The organism is Anabaena sp. FACHB-1391, assembly GCF_014696755.1.
In the GTDB taxonomy this organism is placed as follows: domain Bacteria; phylum Cyanobacteriota; class Cyanobacteriia; order Cyanobacteriales; family Nostocaceae; genus Dolichospermum; species Dolichospermum planctonicum.
Genome location: NZ_JACJQS010000009.1, coordinates 112,991 through 134,718, shown reverse-complemented (window position 1 = coordinate 134,718; position 21,728 = coordinate 112,991). Strand labels below are relative to the sequence as shown.

Here is a 21,728-nt window from a genome sequence, read left to right as displayed (position 1 = left end):
TACCCGCGCATAATAAGTACCGACACTCAATTGACGAGTAATGGATTCTGAAGCATTACCACCAGCAGTAGAACTGGAAATTACAGTACCAGAACTATTGAGTAACTGAACATCCGCATCGGCGCTCAAGCCTGTTAAACTCAAACTAAAGTTACTTGGTGTTGTGACATCGAAACTATAGTAATCGTTAGTATCAGCAGTTCCTACCCAGTCACTAAAACTTTGAGCGCCTGTTAATGTCCCAACAGCACGGGCTGTAGCTCTGGTATTTCCCGCATAATCAAGAGGTGCAGTTAATGATGGAAGTTGCTGTGAACTAAACACTGTGGGATTAGGATTTAAAGGATCTTTATCCAGGTAAGTTGAAGAATTACCCAATCCTGGTAAAGATGAATCAAAAGACTTTTCAGAATTATCAAACATAATGCACTCCTAAATCATTTATGAAAATGTCAATTCGTATAGGGTAGGGAATGCTGACCGACAATGCTTATCCTCAGCACACCTCAACTATTCGGTATTGTTTGCACAAAAATCAGATCTGAATCTCTCTAAATCAATAAAATGAAAATAATGAAAATATTGACACTAATTCAACCCATATCAGGGTAGATTTTGTCGGAATTTTTAAGATTCAAATACTTGACAAGATTTTTGTCGAACAATTAACTGTCACGAAATCAATATAAAATGATTTACACTCATACCACCATAGTATAAAGAATTTATTTTTTCGTCATTTTATACTAAAATTTACATTAATTACGCAGGAATGGCATGAAAGCCTTGATTTACCGTAAACACAATTCATCAGTTACTCCTACTTAACAGGTAAATCTTAATATTTTGTAATCTATTAGCAAATAAAAGGCTAAAATCAATCTTCTCGGTCATTTATCGTCCCAAATAACTTTATGTATTTTGTGACTTAGTTCTTTAAATACACATCTGTTTAATTTTATTTAATTATATTTTAGCTAGATTAGATTCTATTTTATTTATAGACAATACAGTAAAAAACCAACACCTAACCTAGGTTGGGGAAACATTCAATCATAAGGGATGCTACTTAAATGAGATTGATCAGCTTCAAAAAATAAGAAAACCACTTTAAAAACTTCTACCTTAAAAGGTAAAATATCTGGTTTATTTTGACACAAAATAATATAACTGGCAAAAGGTTATAGATAAACTAAAGTGTTTATAAAATTTGTTTATTTATCTACATTTGTAAATAAACAACGGGTAACTTTAAGCAACAAATAAGCCATAAATAAGCCATAAATTAGAGCATTTTTGTATATTAATTTTTATAAAATTAAGTCAGAAAGGAAAGTGTTACATGAGAACAATGCAATCAACATCTTTAGCTGCATACTGAAAATACAATCACCAATATTTGAGATTTTCTTTGTCAAGCACCTCCGCTATGAATTTTGTCCACAGGATAAAAGCTAACCTGTCCAAAATCAAAATCTTGAACTGATAACTTGCATGGCCTAGCCATATTCACACTTACTAAACTCATACCAAATTAGGATTTTAGATTTGGTATCACACTTATGTACCGGAGAGGTCATGATATTTAACAATTTTTACCGAAAACTGCGCCAAGAAGCACAACTTTGGCGAGACGAAGGAATTATTAGTTCTTCCCAGCATGAACAAATAGCCAAGCGTTATCAACTCAATCATCTAGAAGAATCTACCCGTGATGGTTTTAGCATTATTGCTATTGCCATAGGTGGCTTACTTTTAGGCTTGGGTGTAATGACACTTGTAGGCGCAAATTGGCAGGGTTGGTCACGAGAAGTCAAGTTTATCTTGTTAATGAGTTTGTTTCTCTCCACTGCTATTACTGGTTTTTTGACCTGGAGAGAACCCACACTCACCATAAATCAAAGTAAAAAATCTCAACAAAGTAAACGGATATTGGGAGAAGCATTGTTAATTCTCAGTGCTTTCATTTTAGGGGCAACCTTAATGTTAATGGGGCAAATATTTAATATTAGCAGTTCAGCTTCTGAGTTATTTTTAGCTTGGGGGTTTGGGGTATTAGTCATGGCTTATAGTCTTTCCCTCAATTCTTTGGGAATTATGGCCATTATCCTCATTCAAATTGGTTATTGGATAGGAATTGGTGATTTATGGTCTGTGCCTGGAGAATTGAATTGGGCGCGGTTAGCTGTGCGTCATATGCCTCTATTGTCCTGGTTGCTATTTGTTCCTCTAGCTTATATTTGTCGGTCTCGGTGGATTTTTGGTATGGGAGTTTTGGCATTTATTCTCTCTTTAGAATACAATCTCAACCCTTTACCACTGTTGACATTTTCTGATGTCATTCCTTGGACAGCTTCTTTTGCTTTAGCCCTACCACCTGCTTTACTTTGGAGTTATGATGATCTACTTTTTCCTACTGTTAATTATAGGTTATTTCAACCCCTAGCCCGTAATTTGGGGTTGATATGTTTTGGTGTAGTTTTTTATCTTTTGTCTTTCCGTTGGCAATGGCAAGCTGTAGACTTTAGTTATGATCAACCCAATAATTTATCGAATGTGTTTCAGTCGTTACCAATTATTGATTTGGGTATTCTTAGTGGTTTGGCTGTATTACAATGGTTGTTTTTAGTTCGTCATAGAAATAGTCCACTCCGACGAGAAGTATTTTTTAAAATCGTCATCATTACTACTTTTTTGGCTTTCATTCTTATGACTCCTTTTTGGCATCAGGCTATCACTAGAATTACTGAACTAGGGATTTTTATCTTCAATATTCTCTTGGCAATATTAGCCTGGGGATTAATTCAAGAAGGTTTGAAGTTACGTAATAGAAATGCTTTTTGGTGTGGTATGCTATTATTTACTCTGCAAATTATCAGCCGGGTTTTAGAGTATAATACTGATGTCCTTTTCCGGGCTTTAGTATTTGCCTCTTGTGGTTATTCCCTTATTGCCGCCGGACTTTGGTTTGAACGGCATTTTACTACATCTAAAAGTAGTAATAACCAGAAATAGAATAGTTTTTCTATTAGTATGAAAGCATATTCATAAATCTCTGCGAATAAATTCCTATCGTAAATTTAGAAGTAATAGGAAAAGTATTTTTTCCTATCATCTATTACCAATTACTACATTAATCTCATGAAAAGTGACTCTCCTGAATCAAAAAAAACCTTAACTCCCGAAATGGAATTTTCTGAAAAATTGACTTTTCGGGATTATCTCATTGCTACAGAACAAAAGGCTAATAAACCTTTACCAATTTGGCGATTAATTGCCCCTTTATTGTTTCAAGTCGGTTTAATTTTGGCTATACCTGTTCAAGCAATGTATACAGATATGGCTGGTAAAACAGTAATTTTGCAAACTGTATCTGCAAATCCTGATAATCTATTTAGGGGTTCTTCATTAAACTTAGATTATGATATCTCCCGTCCCGAAATGTTGCGAAAAGTATCAGGTTGGCGGGAATGGCTGCGGAAAAATTCCCGCAGAAATGGACAAATTATCCAGGGAAGTACCTTATATCTAATTTTGCAAGAACAACAATCTTTTAATCGTAATCAATTTCAGTCCTGGAAACCTGTACGCGTAAGTATTAATCGTCCTGTTTCTCTAGTTAATAATCAAGTAGCTTTAAGGGGTAATTATCAAGACGGTTTGCTTAATTATGGGTTGGGAAACTATTTCATTTCTGACGCACAAAGACAACAAATCAATAATGATCTTGCACAAATTCAGGAAAATGGAGATAGTAGACAAGAACCAATATTAGTGAGGATAAAAGTAGATCCTCAAGGTAATGCTCTTCCTACGGGTTTATCCATAAGAAATCGCAATTATCCTTTTCAGTAGGTAAATAGGCTGCAATAAATATAATCAATATCCAGGTGGATATCTACAGCGATTTTCAGGTCAATGAACCACAGTTTTTGTTTCACGCAATCTCTCTTAGAGATCCCTAAGGGTAGGCACAAAGGAAGAAAGCAAAATATTCTTCCCCTATTTCTTATTCAATTTTTAAGTTCACAGGTAAGCGGGTATAAATCCCTTGGGGATCATTCATTGTTTGTAAAATCTTGATTTCTTGTTGAAATTTTCCCAACTCATTTATTAACGGGTTATTACTTTTAATTTCAGTTTTTTCTATTCCTAATTTGGCTTTCGTTTCATCTAACTTTTTCCCCAATAATCTTTCTCCCCAGCTACCAACTTGGGGATATTCTTGTAATTGCCAATTATTACCTAATTTTGCTTGTTTAGCTGCATATTCAATGGCTACATTTAACCCACCAATTTCATCAACTAACCCGATTTGTTTGGCTGCTGTTCCTGACCAAACTCGTCCTTGAGCAATTTCTGCGACTTTTGCAGTTGATAGTTTTCTTCCTTGGGAAACTTTCTGCAAAAATAAATTATAAATACGGTCAACACTGCGTTGGTAAACTTCTAATTCTTGGGCTGATTTAGGACGGGAAATAGTTTGTTGATCTGCATATTCGGACGTTTTTACAGTATCCCAAGTAATACCATTATTATTACCCAATTTTTGACCATTGAATAATACGCCAAATACGCCAATGGAACCTGTAATAGTGTTAGGTTCTGCAAAAATTCGGTTGGAGTCACTAGCAATCCAATAACCACCAGAAGCAGCTACATCTCCCATGGAAACAATCACAGGTTTAAGTTGACGAGTTAATTTGATTTCTCTCTGCATGATTTCCGCTGCGGTAGCACTACCACCAGGGCTGTTAATTCGCAAAACTACAGCTTTTATTTGACTATTTTCCCTGATTTTAGTGAATATTTTAGCAAAGCGATCGCCCCCAATTTCTCCATCGTTACCACTACCATTAACTATTTCTCCTTCTGCATAAACAACAGCAATTTTATGATCTGAATCTACAGATTTTCCCGGAACTTCTGCATAATCACCCAAATTAATTTTTGTGAATGTTTTATCTTTTTCTTGCTGACCAGTTAATTTTTTCAAATCTGTGAATACTTGATCTTGATAAGCAGTCTTGTCTACTAAACCATTTGCTTGTGCTGCTGTGGCTTCTAAAATTGGTTGATTATTAGCGATCGCTTGTAACTTTTGCGGCTGTATATTTCGGCTTTTACCTACGGCTCTCCGCCATTCTCCCCAAATATCATCTAACAATTTTTGAGTTTGTTCCCGATTTTCTGGGCTGAGTTTATCCAGAATCAAAGGTTCTACTGCACCCTTAAATTTACCTACACGCACAATCTGCACGCCAATACCGTACTTTTGTAATGCTCCCGCTAAAAACATTGGTTGCGAACTTAAACCGTTCATTTCCATTGCCCCCATGGGATTAACCACGATTTGATTCGCTACGGAACTTAGATAATATTCCCGCTCATTCCAGTCTGTACTATAGGCAATAATTTTTTTACCTGTTTGACGGAATCTTTCCAGCGCTTGACGAATTTCTCTCAAGGAAGCATAACCAACCTCACTACTAGCATTAGTTCCATCTATATAAATACCCACAATACGTTGATCACGTCCTGCTTTATCTAAAGTTTCTACAACTTTACGGAGTGTAATACTATTTTCATCAACACCACTGAGAGTTTTTTGTAATAATTCATCAGAACTAGGTTCACTATCAGTGATTTTCATAGACAAGTCAAATACTAACACTGACTTATCCTTGACTGTTGGTCCTGAACCTTGAGAACTAGCAACCGCAATTAATATCAGCAAAAATCCTATTGTACTGAGTCCAGAAAAAATCATCAGTCCTAGTAAATTACCAATTAAACTTGCTAAAGTTTGTTTAATAAAGTTATTCATGGGTTATTAGTTATTAGTTATTAGTTATCGGTCTGTTACCACTTCTCGGTTGTCAGTGGTAACAATCATCTTTCTATTTTATCCGCTGTAAACTGTGTGATTGCTTCAATTTATACAAATCTTTATTTCCGGTACAAAATAACACAGTAGTTATTTCCGCAATTAATACCTCCGTTAATTCTATCACAGCCGCCTCCGATGCAGCCGCTGCCTTGAGGAAGGGCATTGCTAAACCAGCAATATCAGCCCCCAGAGCGATGACTTTAGCTACATCTAACCCATGACGCAACCCCCCAGAAGCAATTAAAGGAATATGGGGATCATACTCCCGAATACTGGTGATACAATCTGCCGTAGGTATACCCCAATCCCCAAATGTTCGCCCCAAACGCCGTTGTAAGGACGTTTCCGCCCTTTCGCTTTCCACCAAAGCCCAGGAAGTACCACCCGCACCAGCAACATCAATAGCTGTGACTCCCGCAGCTATCAGTTTTTCCGCCATTGTCGCCGAAATTCCATTACCTACTTCCTTCGCAATTACGGGGACAGGTAATTTACTGCATAATTTGGCAATTTTGTCAAGCAATCCCCTAAAATTAGTATCACCCCTGGGTTGAATAAACTCCTGTAAAGGATTAATATGTAGAATTAGGGCATCAGCTGCAGTTAAATCAATAATTCGCAAACATTCATCTAGACCATATTCGTAATTAAGCTGTACCGCCCCTAAATTAGCAAACAGGAGAATATCAGGCGCGTACTTACGCACAGCGAAAGTATCAGCAACTTGAGGTTTTTCCACCGCCACCCGGACAGATCCTACACCCATTGCTAACTTGTATTGTTGGGCTACTTCCGCAAGACGACGGTTAATAATTCCCGCTTGTTCTGTTCCCCCAGTCATAGAGGAAATTAATAACGGTGCATTTAAGTATTTTCCCAGAAAATTCGTACTCAGATCAATATCTTGATCATTAAGTTCTGGTAAGCAAACATGAGTAAAGCGGTACTTTTCTAACCCAGTTGTGATTTCTGAACATTCAACATTATCTTCTAAACAGATACGGATATGATCTGCTTTGCGATTTTGAGTTTGGGCTGGAGTGTTGATAGAAGGGTTCACAGTTTAATATGGAATTATGTTAATATTTACATCTTTCACCAAGCCAAAGCAATTATCCTATTAGTCCTAGATATCTCAGTATCTATTGTTGCAAATATTCTGCATATCCAAGCTGATCTAGTTTAGCTTGTTTTTCCATCACCGAATTACACAGACTTTGGCGATAAGCCACAACTTTTTGTAATAACTCCGGTTGGTGGGTAGCGAGAATTTGTACAGCCAAAAGTCCAGCATTTTTCCCATTCCCAATGCCAACAGTGGCGACGGGTATTCCTGCTGGCATTTGTACTATAGAATATAAAGAATCCACACCTTGTAAATTCCGAGTCGAAACCGGGACACCAATTACAGGTAAAGGAGTTAATGATGCTACCATACCAGGAAGATGAGCCGCACCACCAGCACCAGCAATGATTACTTTCATACCCCTTTGATGTGCAGTTTTAGCATATTCTACCATCCGTTCTGGGGTACGATGGGCAGAGACAATAGCAACTTCACATACAATACCAAATTCTTCACAAATAGCGATCGCCTCTTTCATCGTAGGTAAATCAGAATCGCTACCCATAATAATACCAATTTCTACACTCATAATAATTAGGGATTGGGGGCTGGAGATGAGGGTATATATTTCCCATTAACGACCAATGACTAATAACTAAAATAACACCCATGCTGGACAACATAAACATTATTAACGCAAAAGTACCCGGTTATCAAGATCTACAAAGAATCTTAGTTAATCAAGAAGGCATAATTGACAGCATTATGCCCATGAATACAGCATGGCAAGATATTCTACCACAACATCTGCTTTTAGATGTGGCTGGAGACTGGATTTCTTTGGGTGGTGTGGACTTACAAATCAATGGTGGACTAGGATTAGCTTTTCCCGAATTAACATTAGAAAATTCCCATAATTTACCAAAAATCTCCTCATTTTTATGGTCAGCAGGAGTTGATGCTTATTTACCAACTTTAGTTACCACCTCTATCGAAAATCTTCACCGCTCCCTCGCCATTCTCACTGATTATACCCAAAATTCCCCAAATTCTGCACAAATTCTCGGAGTTCATTTAGAAGGACCATTCTTAAACTACTACAAACGTGGCGCACATCCATCCGAGTATTTACTCACCCTTACCATAGATCAAATTAAACGAGTATTAGGAGACTACGCTCCTATAGTCAAACTCATTACCCTCGCACCAGAGTTAGACACCACAGGAAAAGTCATCCCTTATTTGCGTTCCCTGGGAATTACTGTTAGTTTAGGACATTCACAAGCTACCGCAGCCGAATCACAACAGGCTTTTGCTCAAGGTGCTACAATGATCACACACGCTTTTAATGCCATGCCTCCCCTACACCACCGCGAACCAGGTTTATTAGGTGCAGCTATCAATGATTCTCGTGTCTTTTGTGGCTTTATTGCTGATGGTCAGCACGTTAATCCAATGATTCTTAAAATTCTTCTACGTGCTAGTAAAAGCTTATTTATCGTCAGTGACGCTCTTGCACCTCTAGGATTACCAGACGGTATCTATCCCTGGGATAACCGACAAATTGAAGTGATCAATGGTACGGCTAGACTACAAGATGGGACTTTAACGGGAACAACTCTACCTTTGTTAGTAGGAGTGCAAAATCTCGTTAAATGGGAAGTTTGTGACATAGAAACAGCTATTAATTTAGCCACAAATGCACCTAGAAAGGCTATTGATTTACCAACATTTTCCTCCAATCAACCCGCTCATTTATTGCGCTGGAACTATGATCCAGTTGGAAAGGAACTCACTTGGCAACGTCTAACTTTCTGAATCAGAATTTATCAGATTTTTTATGGGATTTTTAGATCCCTGAATTCCTCATACCCCAATATGAAAAATCTCCGTCAAACCCCTTGACAAAATTCTGGGTTTTGATTATAGTTATGTTAAGGGTGGAAAAGTGTGCGACCATATATATAAGTTGGATTCCAGTCAAATAGCGATCGCAGGTGTATTTATAATTTTGGCAAACCCCTTGACAAAATTCTGGGTTTTGATTATAGTTATGTTAAGGGTAGAAAAGTGTGCGACCATATATATAAGTTGGATTCCAGTCAAATAGCGATCGCAGGTACTTGTAATTTTGGCAAACCCCTTGACAAAATTCTGGGTTTCGATTATATTCATGTTATGGGTGGAAAAGTGTGCGCCCATATATATTAAGTTTGATTCGAGTCAAATAGCGATCGCAGGTATTTATAATTTTGGCAAACCCCTTGACAAAATTCTGGGTTTTGATTATAGTTATGTTAAGGCTGGAAAAGTTTGCGCCCATATATATAGAGGTTATAGAGAGATTTGTTATTTCCCCGTCCTCCAGATAATAAAGACCACCAATTTATCGAACCATTGAACCACTTGGAAAATCCGGGAAACAGTAACAAGGGAAAAATCACAGAACATAGATCGAATAACTACGATAGAATAACTACTTTTCAGAAGACAACAAAACCCGAAATCCGTAGTAGTGATGACGAGCATTATACAAGCCTTGGTTACGCATTGAACAACGACAACAACCGGCAAAGTATAGCCATGCACCACCGCGCAACACCTTATATTCTCCAACAGGATTAATCAAAGCATCACCATTTATAGGAGCATTTATATAATTTTCTTCCCAGTCATCTTCGCACCACTCCCATACATTACCGTGCATATCATACAAACCAAAAGCGTTAGGGGGGAAAGTTCCTACATCTGTGGTTTGTTGACGATATTCCCCTTTTTGAGCAGCAGCATAGGAATAGTTGCCATCATAATTCACCAAATTCGGGGTAATACTTTGACCGAAATAAAAAGGTGTCGTCGTCCCCGCTCTACAAGCGTACTCCCATTGTGTCTCACTGGGCAACTTGTAGTTCTTACCTGTGTTTTCGCTTAACTTTTGACAGAATGCAACCGCATCATCCCAACTTACCCTTTCAACAGGACGATTATCACCCTTGAAGTGAGCGGGATTGTTGCCAATTATAGATTGATATTGCGCCTGTGTCAAGGGGTATTTAGCGATAAAAAAACTCTTAACAGTAACTTGGTGTCGGGGACCTTCGCTATTTGTTCTTCCCGCTTCATTTTCTGGTGAACCCATGTAAAATGTACCAGAGGGTATTTCTACCATTTCCAACATCACCCCATTTCCCAAATCTTCCACAAAGTATCTGGCTGCATGGTTGCGTTTTTTGATAATCTTACCATAAGCGTTGGTAGTGACAGTTTCAAAGTGGAAAATTTTTAGATTCTTGTCAATAGGGTTTTGAGAGACTTGAATATTTTGGCTTTCTTGTTTAATTCCTAAAAGCATAAACCATTCTTCTATTGATTGAGGACGTTTTTGATAATCTAATTCCATTCCTTTGAGAATAGCGTCATTCACTTTTTGACTAATATCAGCATTGTATTTTTGAGGTGGTTCTAGAGCAATGTTCATATCTAACATAATCTTAGCATTCAGATAAGTGTTAGGTAGAGGAATGAAAGGAGGTTTCTGAACTGCAATAATTACATACAATGTTGCTGCTAAAGCATAAATATCTAAAGCAGGAGTAAAATTACTTGTATTTTCAAATTGTTCAGGAGGTGCAAAAACAGGAGTTTTGGCATTTGTTAAACTCATCAATTCCGCAAAGTTGACTTCTCTGGCTAAACCAAAATCAATTAATATGGCTTTATTGTCAGATTCTCGCAGTAAGATATTCGCAGGTTTAATATCTCGGTGCAGATAATTACGACCATGAATATAACTTAAAGCTTCTCCAATGCCTTTAATAATTGATAAACCTGCACTTTCACTAAAAACACCATTCGCGTATAAATATTGTTCTAAATTTTTGCCTTGAACATATTCCATCACCATACAAGATAAACCATTTTCTTGAAACAGTTCAGGATACACTTTGACAATGTGAGGATGATAAAAGGTAGCTAAAACCATCGCTTCGGTATTGAATTTATCCTGTTCTTCAGTTAAGAAATTGGCAAAACCTTCTGTGCTTCCATATTTATCTCTATAACGTTGTTGGAGAAAAAGAACATTGAGACTTTTGATAGCTACTTGTGTTTTGCGTTTATGATCTTGCGCTAGATAAGTAACACCAAATCCTCCTTGTCCCAAAATATCAATAATTTCGTATTGTCCTTTTTTTAGTTGTTGTCCTAGAGTAAAATAACTCATAATTAACCATCATTAATGTAATTTCTCAATATCTGTTATTACAGATTCCTAATTACTAAGAAAATCAGACACAGTTTTTTGACAATATATCATAATTACAGCACGATTTGTGCCAAAATCCTCCTTGAGGATATAGAAATATCAGTAAAAACCAAAAAACGCCGAAAAAAAGATTTTATGGTGTTGACAAAAAACTTTGAATATGTTATCCTTATCTTGATGAGGAAGAACTATCTACAATTAATTTCTGATTCCCCTACATAACTGAATCATCTAGTCAATCAGACACAGTTTTTTGATCATGTCTCATAATTACAGCACAATTTGTGCCAAAATTTCCCTGTGAGGATATAGAAATACAAGTAAAAACCAAAAAACGCCGAAAAAAAGATTTTATGGTGTTGACAAAAAACTTCGAATATGTTATCCTTATCTTGATGAGGAAGAACTATCTACAATTAATTTCTGATTCCCCTACATAACTGAATCATCTAGTCAATCAGACACAGTTTTTTGATCATGTCTCATAATTACAGCGAAATTTGTCTCAAAATCCCTCTTGAGGATATAGAAATACAAGTAAAAACCAAAAAACGCCGAAAAAAAGATTTTATGGTGTTGACAAAAAACTTTGAATATGTTATGCTCATCTTGATAAGGAAGAACTATCTACAATTAATTTCTGATTCCCGTAGGTAAGTGAATCATCTAGTCCATTTGGTATAGTTAGATGGTTTTAAGCTTCAATTGTGACACATATGATTATGTTTAACTATATCTGACAATATTTCTGTTATTTAAACTAAATAGTATTTTTTATGTCTAACATAGACATAACAGAAGCCTGAGTCTTTGTCAAGTCTTGATGAATTAAATTATCCGAATTAGGATATCCGAGATGTTAAGCTTTACAGGATGAAGTTAAAAATAATTATGTAATTAGATTAGTGTTTGTAGTGTTTGAAAAAATTATGTATATGGGCGCACCATTCTCAATCTATAACATAAACATAATATAAATCTTCGGATTTGTCAAGTATTGAATAGTTGCGGATTTTCTCCACCCAACCGATAAAACCTTCATACATAAATGTAACCTATATACATAGGTGTGATATATAATATTAACCAATAAATTAAGTTTTTGTATCTAACGTAACAGTAACACTATTTAAGATGTGCTTATGATACAAGCATCAAAGTAAATGCTGATATTTTTAACTATAAAAGTCCAGCTTTAATCACAGCTTTTCTAGCCCAAAAAACAGCAATGAATAAACGTATCCGCCCTTTTTATCGCCTTCTAGCACTAGCTATAGGTTCAATGGTGTTGGCAATTTTCGCGCCTACAGTTGTCCAGGCCGCAGACCCGGTAACACTGGAATCCTTAGACGCAACAACCAAACAATTACAAATTTCTGTTGATACTACCTGGGTATTACTCACAGGCTTTTTAGTATTTTTCATGCAGACCGGTTTTTCGATGTTAGAAGCAGGTTTACTGCGCCAAAGAGGTGTAGTTAATGCCCTATTGGAGAACTTTATTGATGCTGCCCTCACCATTTTAGTGTGGTGGGCTGTGGGCTTTGGAATTGCTTTTGGTACAAGTAGTGGTGGGTTCATTGGTACAGACACCTTTTTCTTAAGTCAATTACCCGTTGACGGTGCTTTTAGTAATGGTAACGTGCCAGGAATAGCCTCCCAACTCAATGCTTACACTTTGTTTTTCTTCCAGTTTGCCTTTGCGGCTACTGCCAGTACAATTACTACTGGGGCAATGGCAGGAAGAACGGACTTTGTTGGCGACTTAATCTACAGTGGTATTATGGCGGCATTTAGCTATCCCCTCGTCGTTCATTGGATATGGAACTCCAGTGGCTGGTTAGGAAAAATGGGCTTTCATGACTTTGCTGGTAGTACCGCAGTTCACACCGTTGGGGGTTGGACAGCCTTAGTTGGTGCTTATTTACTTGGACCTCGTCCCGGACGTACTGCTTGGGGAAAAATTCCTCCTGCCCATAACTTAGGTTTGGCGACTTTGGGAACTATGATTCTCTGGTTTGGCTGGTATGGTTTTAACCCTGGTTCAACCCTGGGTACGGCTAATCCTGGCTTAATTGGTTTGATTACTCTCAACACTACCCTGGGTGCTGGTTCTGGGGCCTTAGCATCCTTATTTTATCAATACAAACGTTCAGGTAAATGGGATTTAGCCTATTGTCTGAATGGTTCTTTAGCAGGGTTGGTAGGTATTACCGCCGGTTGTGCTTTTATCGCACCCTGGGCTGCGGTTTTGATTGGTTTAACAGGTGGAATTTTAGTAATTTTCGGCATTGATATTATTGAATCATGCAAAATTGATGACCCTGTGGGAGCATTTGCTGTTCATGGTATTAATGGCATGATGGGTACACTAGCAGTAGGCTTTTTGGGTCAACCAGAATTGACTTTGAATAAAAAAGCTGGTCTGTTTTTGGGTGGCGGTTTTGACTTGTTGGGTGTGCAGATTTTGGGCGTAGTTGCAGTATCAGTTTTTACTGTTGCTTTTGCCTTTGTCATGTTCAGTGGGCTTAATTTTATTGGTAAGCTGCGTGTTAATCCTGAAGCTGATAAGATTGGGATTGATAAATATGAACACGGTGCAACTGTTTGGCCTGATGTTTATGACAGTGAGGAGTTTCTACAAGAGTAAAAAAAATACTCTAGAAATCCTCAAGTTGACCCGTAGTTGCGAAATTATCAATCAGAAAAATTAGATATCCGACTTCTTTGAGAAGTCGGGGATCTTTTTATTTACGGGCTGCTGGCTAACTACCGGGGATGGTAATATCTATGGTTGTTACCTTCGTGGCTAAGTTAGTTAATGGTTGTTTGATTCCAGTTTGATTTCCTACTACTAAAGTAACTAAATTTTCCGGTTTCAAGTATTTCTGTGCTACCCGTTTGACATCTGCTACTGTAGTAGAATTAACGGCTTTTTGATAGCGAAATAAGAAATCAGCCGGATAACCATAATATTCGTATCGCATTAACCGAGATAGGGTTTGACTAGGATTTTCAAAGTTGAAAACAAAGGAATTTAGCGTAGAGTCTTTAGCATTATTTAATTCCTTAGTCGTGACATTTTCAGTTTGTAACCGCTTGATTTCCGTTTGTAGTGATTTGATGAATTGAACTGTAGTTTCCGTGCGAGTTTGTCCTCCAGCAATAAACATTCCGGGATAGTCAAAACGGGGGTTCCAGAGACCATATACAGAATAAGCTAAACCTTGACGCGATCGCAACTCATTAAATAAACGTCCGCCAAAACCATTTAGAATACCATTCATGACATCCAAAGCTGGATAATCAGGATTATTGAATTTTCCACCCAAATGACCAATTAAAACACTACTTTGAGTGAGTTGGGGTTGATTAACAAAATATACACCACCTAAATTAGCTTGGGTGACTTGTGGTAATTGGGTTTTAGTAATTTCAGGACTTGGTTTCCAGTCACCAAATTTGGATTGAATGAGCGATCGCATTTTTTCAGGATTAAAATCGCCAACAATGCCTAAAATCAGATTATTGGGGTGAAAATATTGCTGATAAAACTTGAGTAAATCATCACGAGAAATTTGGTCAAGAGTTGCATATTCAACTGTACGCGCATAAGGACTTTTTTTGCCATAAATTAGCTTTTTAAACTCTCGACTGGCGATACTATTAGGACTATCATTGCGACGAGAAATATCACCACGAATTTGAGTTTTTTCCAAATCCAACTTGTCTTGAGCAAACGCAGGTTCTCGTAATACCTCAGTAAATAGCCCAAAAGCCATTTCTAAATCTTCCTTGAGAGCTTCAAAACCTACACTACCAACAGATTCCCCCATATCTGTTTCCACGGATGCGGCTCGTTGTTCTAAAATCTCATTTAACTCATCTGCGGAATGTTTTTGAGTCCCACCACTCCGCAAAGTAGAACCCACCAAACCAGCTAAACCAGCTTTTTGGGCTGCTTCCCAACGACTACCTGTTCTTACCAAAGCCATACCACTGACCAATGGTAGCTCATGATCTTCCATCAAATAAACTACCAAACCATTTTTTAGTACATACCGTTCATACTTGGGTAACTTAACCGCTGAAACCGGGGGAAACTTCAATTCATTGTAATACTTTGCTGTCGTTCCTGCCCAAGAAAAATTTAAATTTACGAAGAAACAAGCAACAACCACTACCAAAGTAAAAACAAATCTTTGTCCCCTAGAAAACTGGAATTTTTTGTTTTTCAAATCAAACCTCAACATACCTATCTTCTCTATTTTCAATTTTTTGAGCCTAGCTTTTCTCAAAGAGACATTTTCAAACTCTTCCTTTCTGCGACTCTGCGAATCTGCGTGAAATAAAACCTCAAATTTCATCCTGGTTGTTTTGACAACAACTTGCCAACAATGCGATTTTCTGGCGTAAAAGTAGCACGAGCTACTCTTTGAATATCCTCAGGAGTCACTGCTGCAATTTTATCCAATTGCAAAAACAAATTACGCCAAGAACCGGTTTTTACTTCATATTCTAACAACTGTTCGGCCATACCTGAATTAGAATCTAAACTGCGTAATAAATTCGCTCTAGCTTTGGTTTTTAATCGTTGTAATTCCACCGCAGATACAGGTTCAGTTTTCAATTTATCAATTTCTTGCCTTAAAGCGATCGCTACTTCATCTACTGTTTTTCCTGGAGATGTTAGGGCATAAAAGAACATTAAATTGGGATATTTATCCCCAGGAAATCCGCTATAACCTTCAGCATTTAAAGCTAAGTTTTGTTTTTCCACCAAGGACTTATAAAGTCTTGATGTTCTCCCGTCACTCATTAAACTACCGATGATTTCATAAACTGCATGATCAGGATCGGTAATAGCTGGAACATGATAACCTTCCAAATACCAAGGTTGAGTAGATAATTCTAAAGTAACTTCCCTAGTCGCAGTTTGTTGGGGTTCTATTGGTAGTTTTTGTTGGGGTTTAGGTTTAGCTCGATAACGTCCAAAATAAGTTTGTGCCAGTTTTTTCACTTCATTGGGGTTAACATCTCCCACAATAGCAATAGTTAAATTACTAGGAGCATAATAAGCATCGAAAAACTTCCTCACATTCTCCGGTGTTAAGTTGCGAATGTCTTGATCATAACCAATTACTGGTCGTCGGTAAGGATGAACTTTGAAAGCAGCATCTATGAACTTTTCTACCATCTGGCCGATAGGAGAATTTTCTACTCGTAAGCGTCTTTCTTCCAAAATTACTTCTTTTTCTTTATAAAATTCTCGAAAGACAGGATCTAAAAATCGATCAGATTCTAAAGACATCCACAATTCTAATTTATTCGCAGGAAAACTATAAAAATAGCGGGTAGCTTCTGAGGATGTATTAGCATTTAAACCCACACCACCAGCTTGTTCGACAATTTGCCCCATTTCGTTCTGTTTAACTAATTTTAGGGCTTGGGATTCTACTGATTTAAACTCGGTTTCTAACCGCGCTATTTCATCTTTTTGATTGTCGGCTTTGGCGATTTTAATTTGGTTATCCAACTTTTCTAATTTTTCCAGCAGCGGGGCCTCGGCTTTGTAGTCTTTAGTACCGATGCGCTTTGTCCCTTTAAAGGCTAAATGCTCTAAAAAGTGGGCTACACCCGTTTGTCGATCTGGTTCATCAATACCACCCACATCAGCATAAGTCAAAAAGGAAACTACTGGGGCTTGATGTCTTTCTAAAACAATGAATTTTAATCCATTATCTAAGCGAAATTCTGTTAAACGATTAATTACTTGTTCTAGATAAGGCTGAATGGAATTTTGGGGCGGTTGCAGGGCTATGGCCATTTCTGGTATCCACCCCCAAGTTAAGACTATCAACGCTAAACTAGTTGCTAATAGACGACGGAATGGGGACTTTTTAACGTCACCGGTCAGCAAATTTAAAATTGTCTGGTGCATAAGCAAAAGTTAAAGTAAGTTAACATTACTTGAAAGATAGAATAATTAACACAAAAAGAGTTAACCTTCTATGAAGATTTTTGTAATTTCTGCATCCCTCGTTGCACAATAAGACTACCAATCCTGTTTTGGAGATATCAAAATAGATATCAAAATATTATGCGAATTTTTAATTCTCCGCCATCATCAGAAGTCCAGACACGCACACGAATTTTGCAAGCAGCACAACGATTGTTTGCTACGAAGGGATTCGAGGGAACTACAACCCGTGATTTAGCACAAACCGCAGGGGTAGCCGAAGGAACCCTCTTTCGTTATTTTGACAATAAAAAAGCAATTTTGGTGGAAGTGGCCACTAATGGCTGGGTGGATATTCTCACAGATTTACTCACAGAACTCAGCGAAATGGGTAGTTATAAGGCTATAGCCCAAGTTATGCGTCGTCGGATGTGGAATTTACAAAAAAACACCGACATTATGCGTGTTTGCTTTATGGAAGTGCAATTTCATCCAGATTTGCGCGATCGCATTCAAACCGAAGTTATTGATAAAATGACAGATGTGGCTGAAGCATTTTTTCAAACAGCAATAGACCAAGGCATCTATCGTCAGATAGATGCCAAACTTGGCGCTAAGGTATTTTTAGGTTTATTTGCGATCGCCGGTTTTGCTGATCATACCCTCATAGAACCCAACGCCTCCCCCCAAGAAATGCAAAAAATGGCGGAAGGGTTGGCGGATATCTTTCTTAATGGCGTTTTAGCAAAGGAATAGCTAATTACCCATCGCTTGCGCTTGATGACTCCACTGTTGCACTAATTCAACTGCTGGACACAAATTGCGGCTGTGTAATGTTGATACTTGCAAGCGCATGACTTGTCTATGTAATCTATGCGTGGGAGTTTGCGCTAATTGGGCTATGGAAATAACACCAGCGTGAAGCAATATACCGCAATATTGAGTCCCCACACTGGGAACACGGGCTAAACCTGCTAAAACTACCCATTTATTCACAGAGTGAAGATCTACTTGCAATTTACCCGCTAATATTATTCTTTCTTCTGGAGTTTTTCCTCTTGTAATTAGTTCTTCTGTGGTATTGATACCACAATTCTTCAGTTGGGCTTGCTCTTCTGCACTTAATCCTGGTAAATCTTTAACAGGCCAATCAGACTTTTGGAGTAAACTTCTATTATTTGCACGGTTAATGGTCATTTTTCAGTTTTTAGTATGGGTTATTTATCTAAAAATTCAGAATTCACTTATACTCCTCCTCCCCCACTATAACACTTTTATTAAATCGCCATCCTTCTTTAGTCCGGCATCATTGACTTTAATTGATAAGTTAGCAAAAAAGAGGAAGAATTAGCAGGATAGGAATAATTAATAATTAAACTCAATACTTGAAATATTTTGAAATATTTTATAGTGTAGGGTGGGCATTACCCACCTAACTATAACTAATTAGCAACTTCAGCCATTTCAATTACCCGTCCGTCATAATCCTTAACTAAAAAATTCAAAGGCTTTTGATTGCGAATTTTGAACTTTAAACCCCGGACTTCCACTCGCATTAAAATTAATTCTAGACACTCATGATCAAAACAAACATGACGCTGCTGATCCTTTGTCCCTAAACTAGCACCTGTGATAATATGTAATTGAGTATTTTTTTTCAGTTGATACCATAGCCCGTCATTACCATGATTCACGTTACTGTTAGACCAACTGGGACTAGTAGACATATACAGCGGGTCAATACCTGTTGCACCAATGGTTTGCTCATAATTGTAATAATAGTGCAAAGGGACTTCCGCTACGGGTAAATCTAACAATCCTTCATACAACTGTCGGGCAACTTCTAAATCTGATACCATAACAGTATAAACTTTAGGAGCGCTACTCAGAAACATCCACATGGCACCAGCGTAAGCCGCCAGCAGCATAATCATAATCCCTTGGGTGGAGAATAGGCTATCCAAGGGCAGGGAAGGCAAGAATGAGCCTAAAGTTAGTGGACTTAGCAGGAACATTATGGAACTAGCTTCTATAACCATGAACAAACACTATCAAAATATTGGTATAAAGGAGGCGCTTTTAATAGCGTCTATTAAGACTAACATTAAGTCCTTGTTTCTAGTTTATCAATAATCTAGTAGTCTGATCTTAGTTTATTTAACTGACTTTCACATATTATTAATGATCGCTTAACCATTCATTGGTATATTTTAACAGTTATCTAATCCAGAGATTGTGAAAATTCCCTACTTTCCCCCTACTAATCACCCATTGGTAAAGTCGCTATTTGATCACAGTGAGCAAGAATTACTGAGTCTGTTTCGACAATATCCAGATTCTGGCAAGTATTTTACAGTGATTTTTTGCCGTTATAGCTCGATATTAATTATATACTTTAAGTTGGCATTCGGCGCGATCGCCTGTACAAGCCGATTATTGGTTTGCTCTGGGCGGCATATATTTTATTTTATCAATTAGGTAAACTAGATTTAAGCTCACAGGACGACTTAACCCTACAAAACTGGTTAATTGAAATGATGGAAGTTACCAGTTACCTAGAAGAGATTTATCGAATGCTAGAAGCTGAATTACCTGCTGATATTCGGGCTATTTATTTAAGCGAAAATTCAATTTAGTTTCCGCCGTAATTTCTTGATTAACTATTTATTATAAAATAGGACTATTTACTATCAAGCCATAGCATGAATTTAAGCAATTGTAAAAAATTCCCAGTTTTGACTTCTGATATCGTCCTGTTTACCTGTTTATCCATTACTACAGGTGCAAAAGGAATTGAGATGATAGAACAAATTCACTATCCTTTAAATAGTTCCCCAGGGCAATGATCATGAGATTTAGCAGATGAAGTGCTAAAATAGGAAATAAGTCATGTTTACTAATCAAAGACAACTATGATACTATAGTCAGCAGGAGGATAAAAAGTCAAAAAATAAAAAATTCACCCAATCAGACGATAGATTACATAAATCAAATGATTATCATCAGGTTTTGTCTATAAAATAGACTCACTAATTTTTGTTCCTCAACTTTTTTAATCATGATTTTTTACATAGAAATTCCCTTAATTGGCAAAAAAGTTAAATATCCATTACGTTGGTTAATCGGTTTAATTGCTAGTGGTGTTTTAATTGTAGGAACAACAGCCACTATCAAAACCATCCAGCAAGGAAATAAACCACCAGATATAACTAAATTGACTGTCCCAGTGGCGGCAAAAGATATAACTGTTCGCATTACGGCTAGTGGTAAGGTCCAACCAATTCAAAGCGTCAATATTAGTCCTAAAAGTTCTGGACTGTTGGCAGATTTAAATGTTGAACAGGGACAAACAGTCAAGAAAGGACAAATAATTGCTCGCATGGATAATTCGGAAATTAAAATGCGAATTATCCAATACAAAGCTAATTTAGAACAGGCAAAAGCGCAGTTAGCCGAAAGCCTAGCGGGAAGTCGTCCCGAAGAAATTGCCCAAGGAAAAGCCCGTGTAGACCAAGCACAGGCTCAATTAGCGATTATCCGTGAGGGGAATCGTTTACAGGAAATTCAACAAGCACAGGCTCAAGTAGACTCGGCAAAAGCTGCTGTAGAACTAACTCAATCACGGTTAAAACGTTATCAAGATTTAGCAAAAAATGGGGCAATTTCTCAAGATAGTTTAGAACAATACATCAGTGAAAATAGAAAAGCAAAAGCCAATTTAGAAGAAGCACAAAAACGATTATCCTTACTGAAAATTGGCAACCGTAACCAAGATATTCAAAAGCAACAAGCAATAGTTAATCAGGAAAAGGAAGCTTTAAGAAAATTAGAAAATGGTAGTCGTCCCGAAGAAATTGCCAGATTAAAAGCAGCAGTAGCTAGTGCAGAAGCTCAATTAAAACAACAACAAGTACAATTAGAAGATACAATTATCCGCGCTCCTTTTGCAGGCGTTATTACTCAAAGATACGCGACAGTGGGGGGTTTTGTTAGTCCTGCTGTTTCTGCTTCCAGTAGTGCTTCTGCTACCTCAACTTCTATAGTAGCTTTAGCCAAAGGATTAGAAGTTTTAGCAAATGTTCCTGAAGTGGATATATCCCAAATTAAACAAAGACAAAAAGTAGAAATTACTGTTGATGCTTATCCCGATGAAATCTTTCACGGACAAGTGCGTTTGATTGCTCCTGAAGCGGTAGTTGAGCAAAATGTCACCTCATTTCAGGTGCGGGTTACTGTTAATAAAGGGTCTGAAAAATTGCGTTCAGGAATGAATGTGAGTGAAGTGACATTTCTTGGTAATAACATCCAAAACGCGCTGTTAATTCCCCAAGAGTTAATTGTTACTCGCAAGGGAAAAACTGGAGTATGGTTATTAGGTGAAAAAAATCAACCTGAGTTTAATCTAGTCAAAATTGGTGCGAATATTGATAACGAAGTTCAAGTTTTAGATGGTCTTAAAGCCGGAGATCGGATATTTATTGACCTACCTAAAACCAAGGAAAAGGGGAAGACAGAACAGAGTAAAGAAAATAAAAATTAAACATTAAAC

At 37.4% G+C, this 21,728-nt stretch carries 15 protein-coding genes and 1 pseudogene; 7 read left to right on the top strand and 9 right to left on the bottom strand.

Annotated elements, in window-relative coordinates; translation table 11 throughout:
• Positions 1–423 (bottom strand): PPC domain-containing protein (locus H6F62_RS06635; protein ID WP_190371628.1); only part of this gene is annotated, 423 nt, incomplete at its 3' end.
• 1,155 nt (positions 424–1,578) lie between these two features.
• On the opposite strand from H6F62_RS06635, the gene H6F62_RS06630 reads away from it, so the two are divergent.
• Positions 1,579–3,015: a DUF2157 domain-containing protein gene (locus H6F62_RS06630; RefSeq protein ID WP_190371627.1), complete on the top strand. Its 1,437-nt coding sequence runs from the start codon at positions 1,579–1,581 to the stop codon at positions 3,013–3,015.
• 126 nt (positions 3,016–3,141) lie between these two features.
• The gene (locus H6F62_RS06625) at positions 3,142–3,855 is read left to right on the top strand and encodes a GDYXXLXY domain-containing protein (RefSeq protein WP_190371626.1); all 714 of its coding nucleotides are present in this window, start codon (positions 3,142–3,144) and stop codon (positions 3,853–3,855) included.
• Between the two features lie 154 nt (positions 3,856–4,009).
• Here H6F62_RS06625 and sppA read toward each other — a convergent pair whose 3' ends face one another.
• From sppA to purE, 3 genes are all read right to left on the bottom strand, one after another.
• Positions 4,010–5,827, bottom strand: coding sequence for a signal peptide peptidase SppA (gene sppA / locus H6F62_RS06620; protein WP_190371625.1), 1,818 nt, complete (start codon positions 5,825–5,827; stop codon positions 4,010–4,012).
• Between the two features lie 73 nt (positions 5,828–5,900).
• Entirely contained in the window at positions 5,901–6,950 is a 1,050-nt protein-coding gene (fni, locus tag H6F62_RS06615) for a type 2 isopentenyl-diphosphate Delta-isomerase (RefSeq protein ID WP_137909532.1), read from the bottom strand.
• An 82-nt stretch (positions 6,951–7,032) separates the two neighbouring features.
• Positions 7,033–7,545 (bottom strand): 5-(carboxyamino)imidazole ribonucleotide mutase, encoded by a 513-nt coding sequence (gene purE / locus H6F62_RS06610; RefSeq protein ID WP_137909531.1) that lies wholly within the window; start codon positions 7,543–7,545, stop codon positions 7,033–7,035.
• Between the two features lie 80 nt (positions 7,546–7,625).
• Here purE and nagA point away from each other — a divergent pair, with 80 nt between their 5' ends.
• The gene (nagA, locus tag H6F62_RS06605; RefSeq protein ID WP_190371624.1) at positions 7,626–8,774 is read left to right on the top strand and encodes an N-acetylglucosamine-6-phosphate deacetylase; all 1,149 of its coding nucleotides are present in this window, start codon (positions 7,626–7,628) and stop codon (positions 8,772–8,774) included.
• A gap of 658 nt (positions 8,775–9,432) precedes the next feature.
• Here nagA and H6F62_RS06600 read toward each other — a convergent pair.
• A complete protein-coding gene (locus tag H6F62_RS06600) occupies positions 9,433–11,178 on the bottom strand; it encodes a bifunctional serine/threonine-protein kinase/formylglycine-generating enzyme family protein (protein WP_137909529.1) in 1,746 nt (581 codons plus the stop codon).
• 1,270 nt (positions 11,179–12,448) lie between these two features.
• Between H6F62_RS06600 and H6F62_RS06595 the strand changes: the two genes are divergently transcribed.
• Positions 12,449–13,870: an ammonium transporter gene (locus H6F62_RS06595; protein ID WP_190371623.1), complete on the top strand. Its 1,422-nt coding sequence runs from the start codon at positions 12,449–12,451 to the stop codon at positions 13,868–13,870.
• 115 nt (positions 13,871–13,985) lie between these two features.
• Here H6F62_RS06595 and H6F62_RS06590 read toward each other — a convergent pair whose 3' ends face one another.
• Together H6F62_RS06590 and H6F62_RS06585 are read right to left on the bottom strand one after the other, a co-directional pair.
• Positions 13,986–15,473 (bottom strand): pitrilysin family protein, encoded by a 1,488-nt coding sequence (locus tag H6F62_RS06590; protein WP_137908244.1) that lies wholly within the window; start codon positions 15,471–15,473, stop codon positions 13,986–13,988.
• Between the two features lie 110 nt (positions 15,474–15,583).
• The gene (locus tag H6F62_RS06585) at positions 15,584–17,161 is read right to left on the bottom strand and encodes a pitrilysin family protein (protein WP_190371622.1); all 1,578 of its coding nucleotides are present in this window, start codon (positions 17,159–17,161) and stop codon (positions 15,584–15,586) included.
• A gap of 159 nt (positions 17,162–17,320) precedes the next feature.
• Between H6F62_RS06585 and H6F62_RS06580 the strand changes: the two genes are divergently transcribed.
• Positions 17,321–17,935, top strand: coding sequence for a TetR/AcrR family transcriptional regulator (locus H6F62_RS06580; protein WP_137908242.1), 615 nt, complete (start codon positions 17,321–17,323; stop codon positions 17,933–17,935).
• On the opposite strand, the gene H6F62_RS06575 is transcribed toward H6F62_RS06580, so the two are convergent.
• A complete protein-coding gene (locus tag H6F62_RS06575) occupies positions 17,936–18,376 on the bottom strand; it encodes a DUF4332 domain-containing protein (protein WP_137908241.1) in 441 nt (146 codons plus the stop codon).
• A gap of 245 nt (positions 18,377–18,621) precedes the next feature.
• A complete protein-coding gene (locus H6F62_RS06570) occupies positions 18,622–19,218 on the bottom strand; it encodes a glyoxalase-like domain protein (RefSeq protein WP_137908240.1) in 597 nt (198 codons plus the stop codon).
• 196 nt (positions 19,219–19,414) lie between these two features.
• Here H6F62_RS06570 and H6F62_RS06565 point away from each other — a divergent pair.
• Both H6F62_RS06565 and H6F62_RS06560 read left to right on the top strand, forming a co-directional pair.
• Positions 19,415–19,815 (top strand): annotated as a pseudogene (locus H6F62_RS06565) (hypothetical protein).
• Between the two features lie 422 nt (positions 19,816–20,237).
• Entirely contained in the window at positions 20,238–21,719 is a 1,482-nt protein-coding gene (locus H6F62_RS06560; RefSeq protein ID WP_137908239.1) for an efflux RND transporter periplasmic adaptor subunit, read from the top strand.
• Positions 21,720–21,728: the final 9 nt, after the last annotated feature.

Excerpts from the sequence above, each read along its gene's own strand:
- H6F62_RS06575 (WP_137908241.1), bottom strand. The coding sequence starts at position 18,376 with ATGACCATTAACCGTGCAAATAATAGAAGTTTACTCCAAAAGTCTGAT.
- H6F62_RS06570 (WP_137908240.1), bottom strand. The coding sequence starts at position 19,218 with ATGGTTATAGAAGCTAGTTCCATAATGTTCCTGCTAAGTCCACTAACT.
- sppA (WP_190371625.1), bottom strand. The coding sequence starts at position 5,827 with ATGAATAACTTTATTAAACAAACTTTAGCAAGTTTAATTGGTAATTTA.
- H6F62_RS06595 (WP_190371623.1), top strand. The coding sequence starts at position 12,449 with ATGAATAAACGTATCCGCCCTTTTTATCGCCTTCTAGCACTAGCTATA.
- nagA (WP_190371624.1), top strand. The coding sequence starts at position 7,626 with ATGCTGGACAACATAAACATTATTAACGCAAAAGTACCCGGTTATCAA.
- H6F62_RS06560 (WP_137908239.1), top strand. The coding sequence starts at position 20,238 with ATGATTTTTTACATAGAAATTCCCTTAATTGGCAAAAAAGTTAAATAT.
- H6F62_RS06590 (WP_137908244.1), bottom strand. The coding sequence starts at position 15,473 with ATGTTGAGGTTTGATTTGAAAAACAAAAAATTCCAGTTTTCTAGGGGA.
- H6F62_RS06630 (WP_190371627.1), top strand. The coding sequence starts at position 1,579 with ATGATATTTAACAATTTTTACCGAAAACTGCGCCAAGAAGCACAACTT.
- H6F62_RS06600 (WP_137909529.1), bottom strand. The coding sequence starts at position 11,178 with ATGAGTTATTTTACTCTAGGACAACAACTAAAAAAAGGACAATACGAA.
- purE (WP_137909531.1), bottom strand. The coding sequence starts at position 7,545 with ATGAGTGTAGAAATTGGTATTATTATGGGTAGCGATTCTGATTTACCT.
- H6F62_RS06580 (WP_137908242.1), top strand. The coding sequence starts at position 17,321 with ATGCGAATTTTTAATTCTCCGCCATCATCAGAAGTCCAGACACGCACA.
- H6F62_RS06625 (WP_190371626.1), top strand. The coding sequence starts at position 3,142 with ATGAAAAGTGACTCTCCTGAATCAAAAAAAACCTTAACTCCCGAAATG.
- H6F62_RS06585 (WP_190371622.1), bottom strand. The coding sequence starts at position 17,161 with ATGCACCAGACAATTTTAAATTTGCTGACCGGTGACGTTAAAAAGTCC.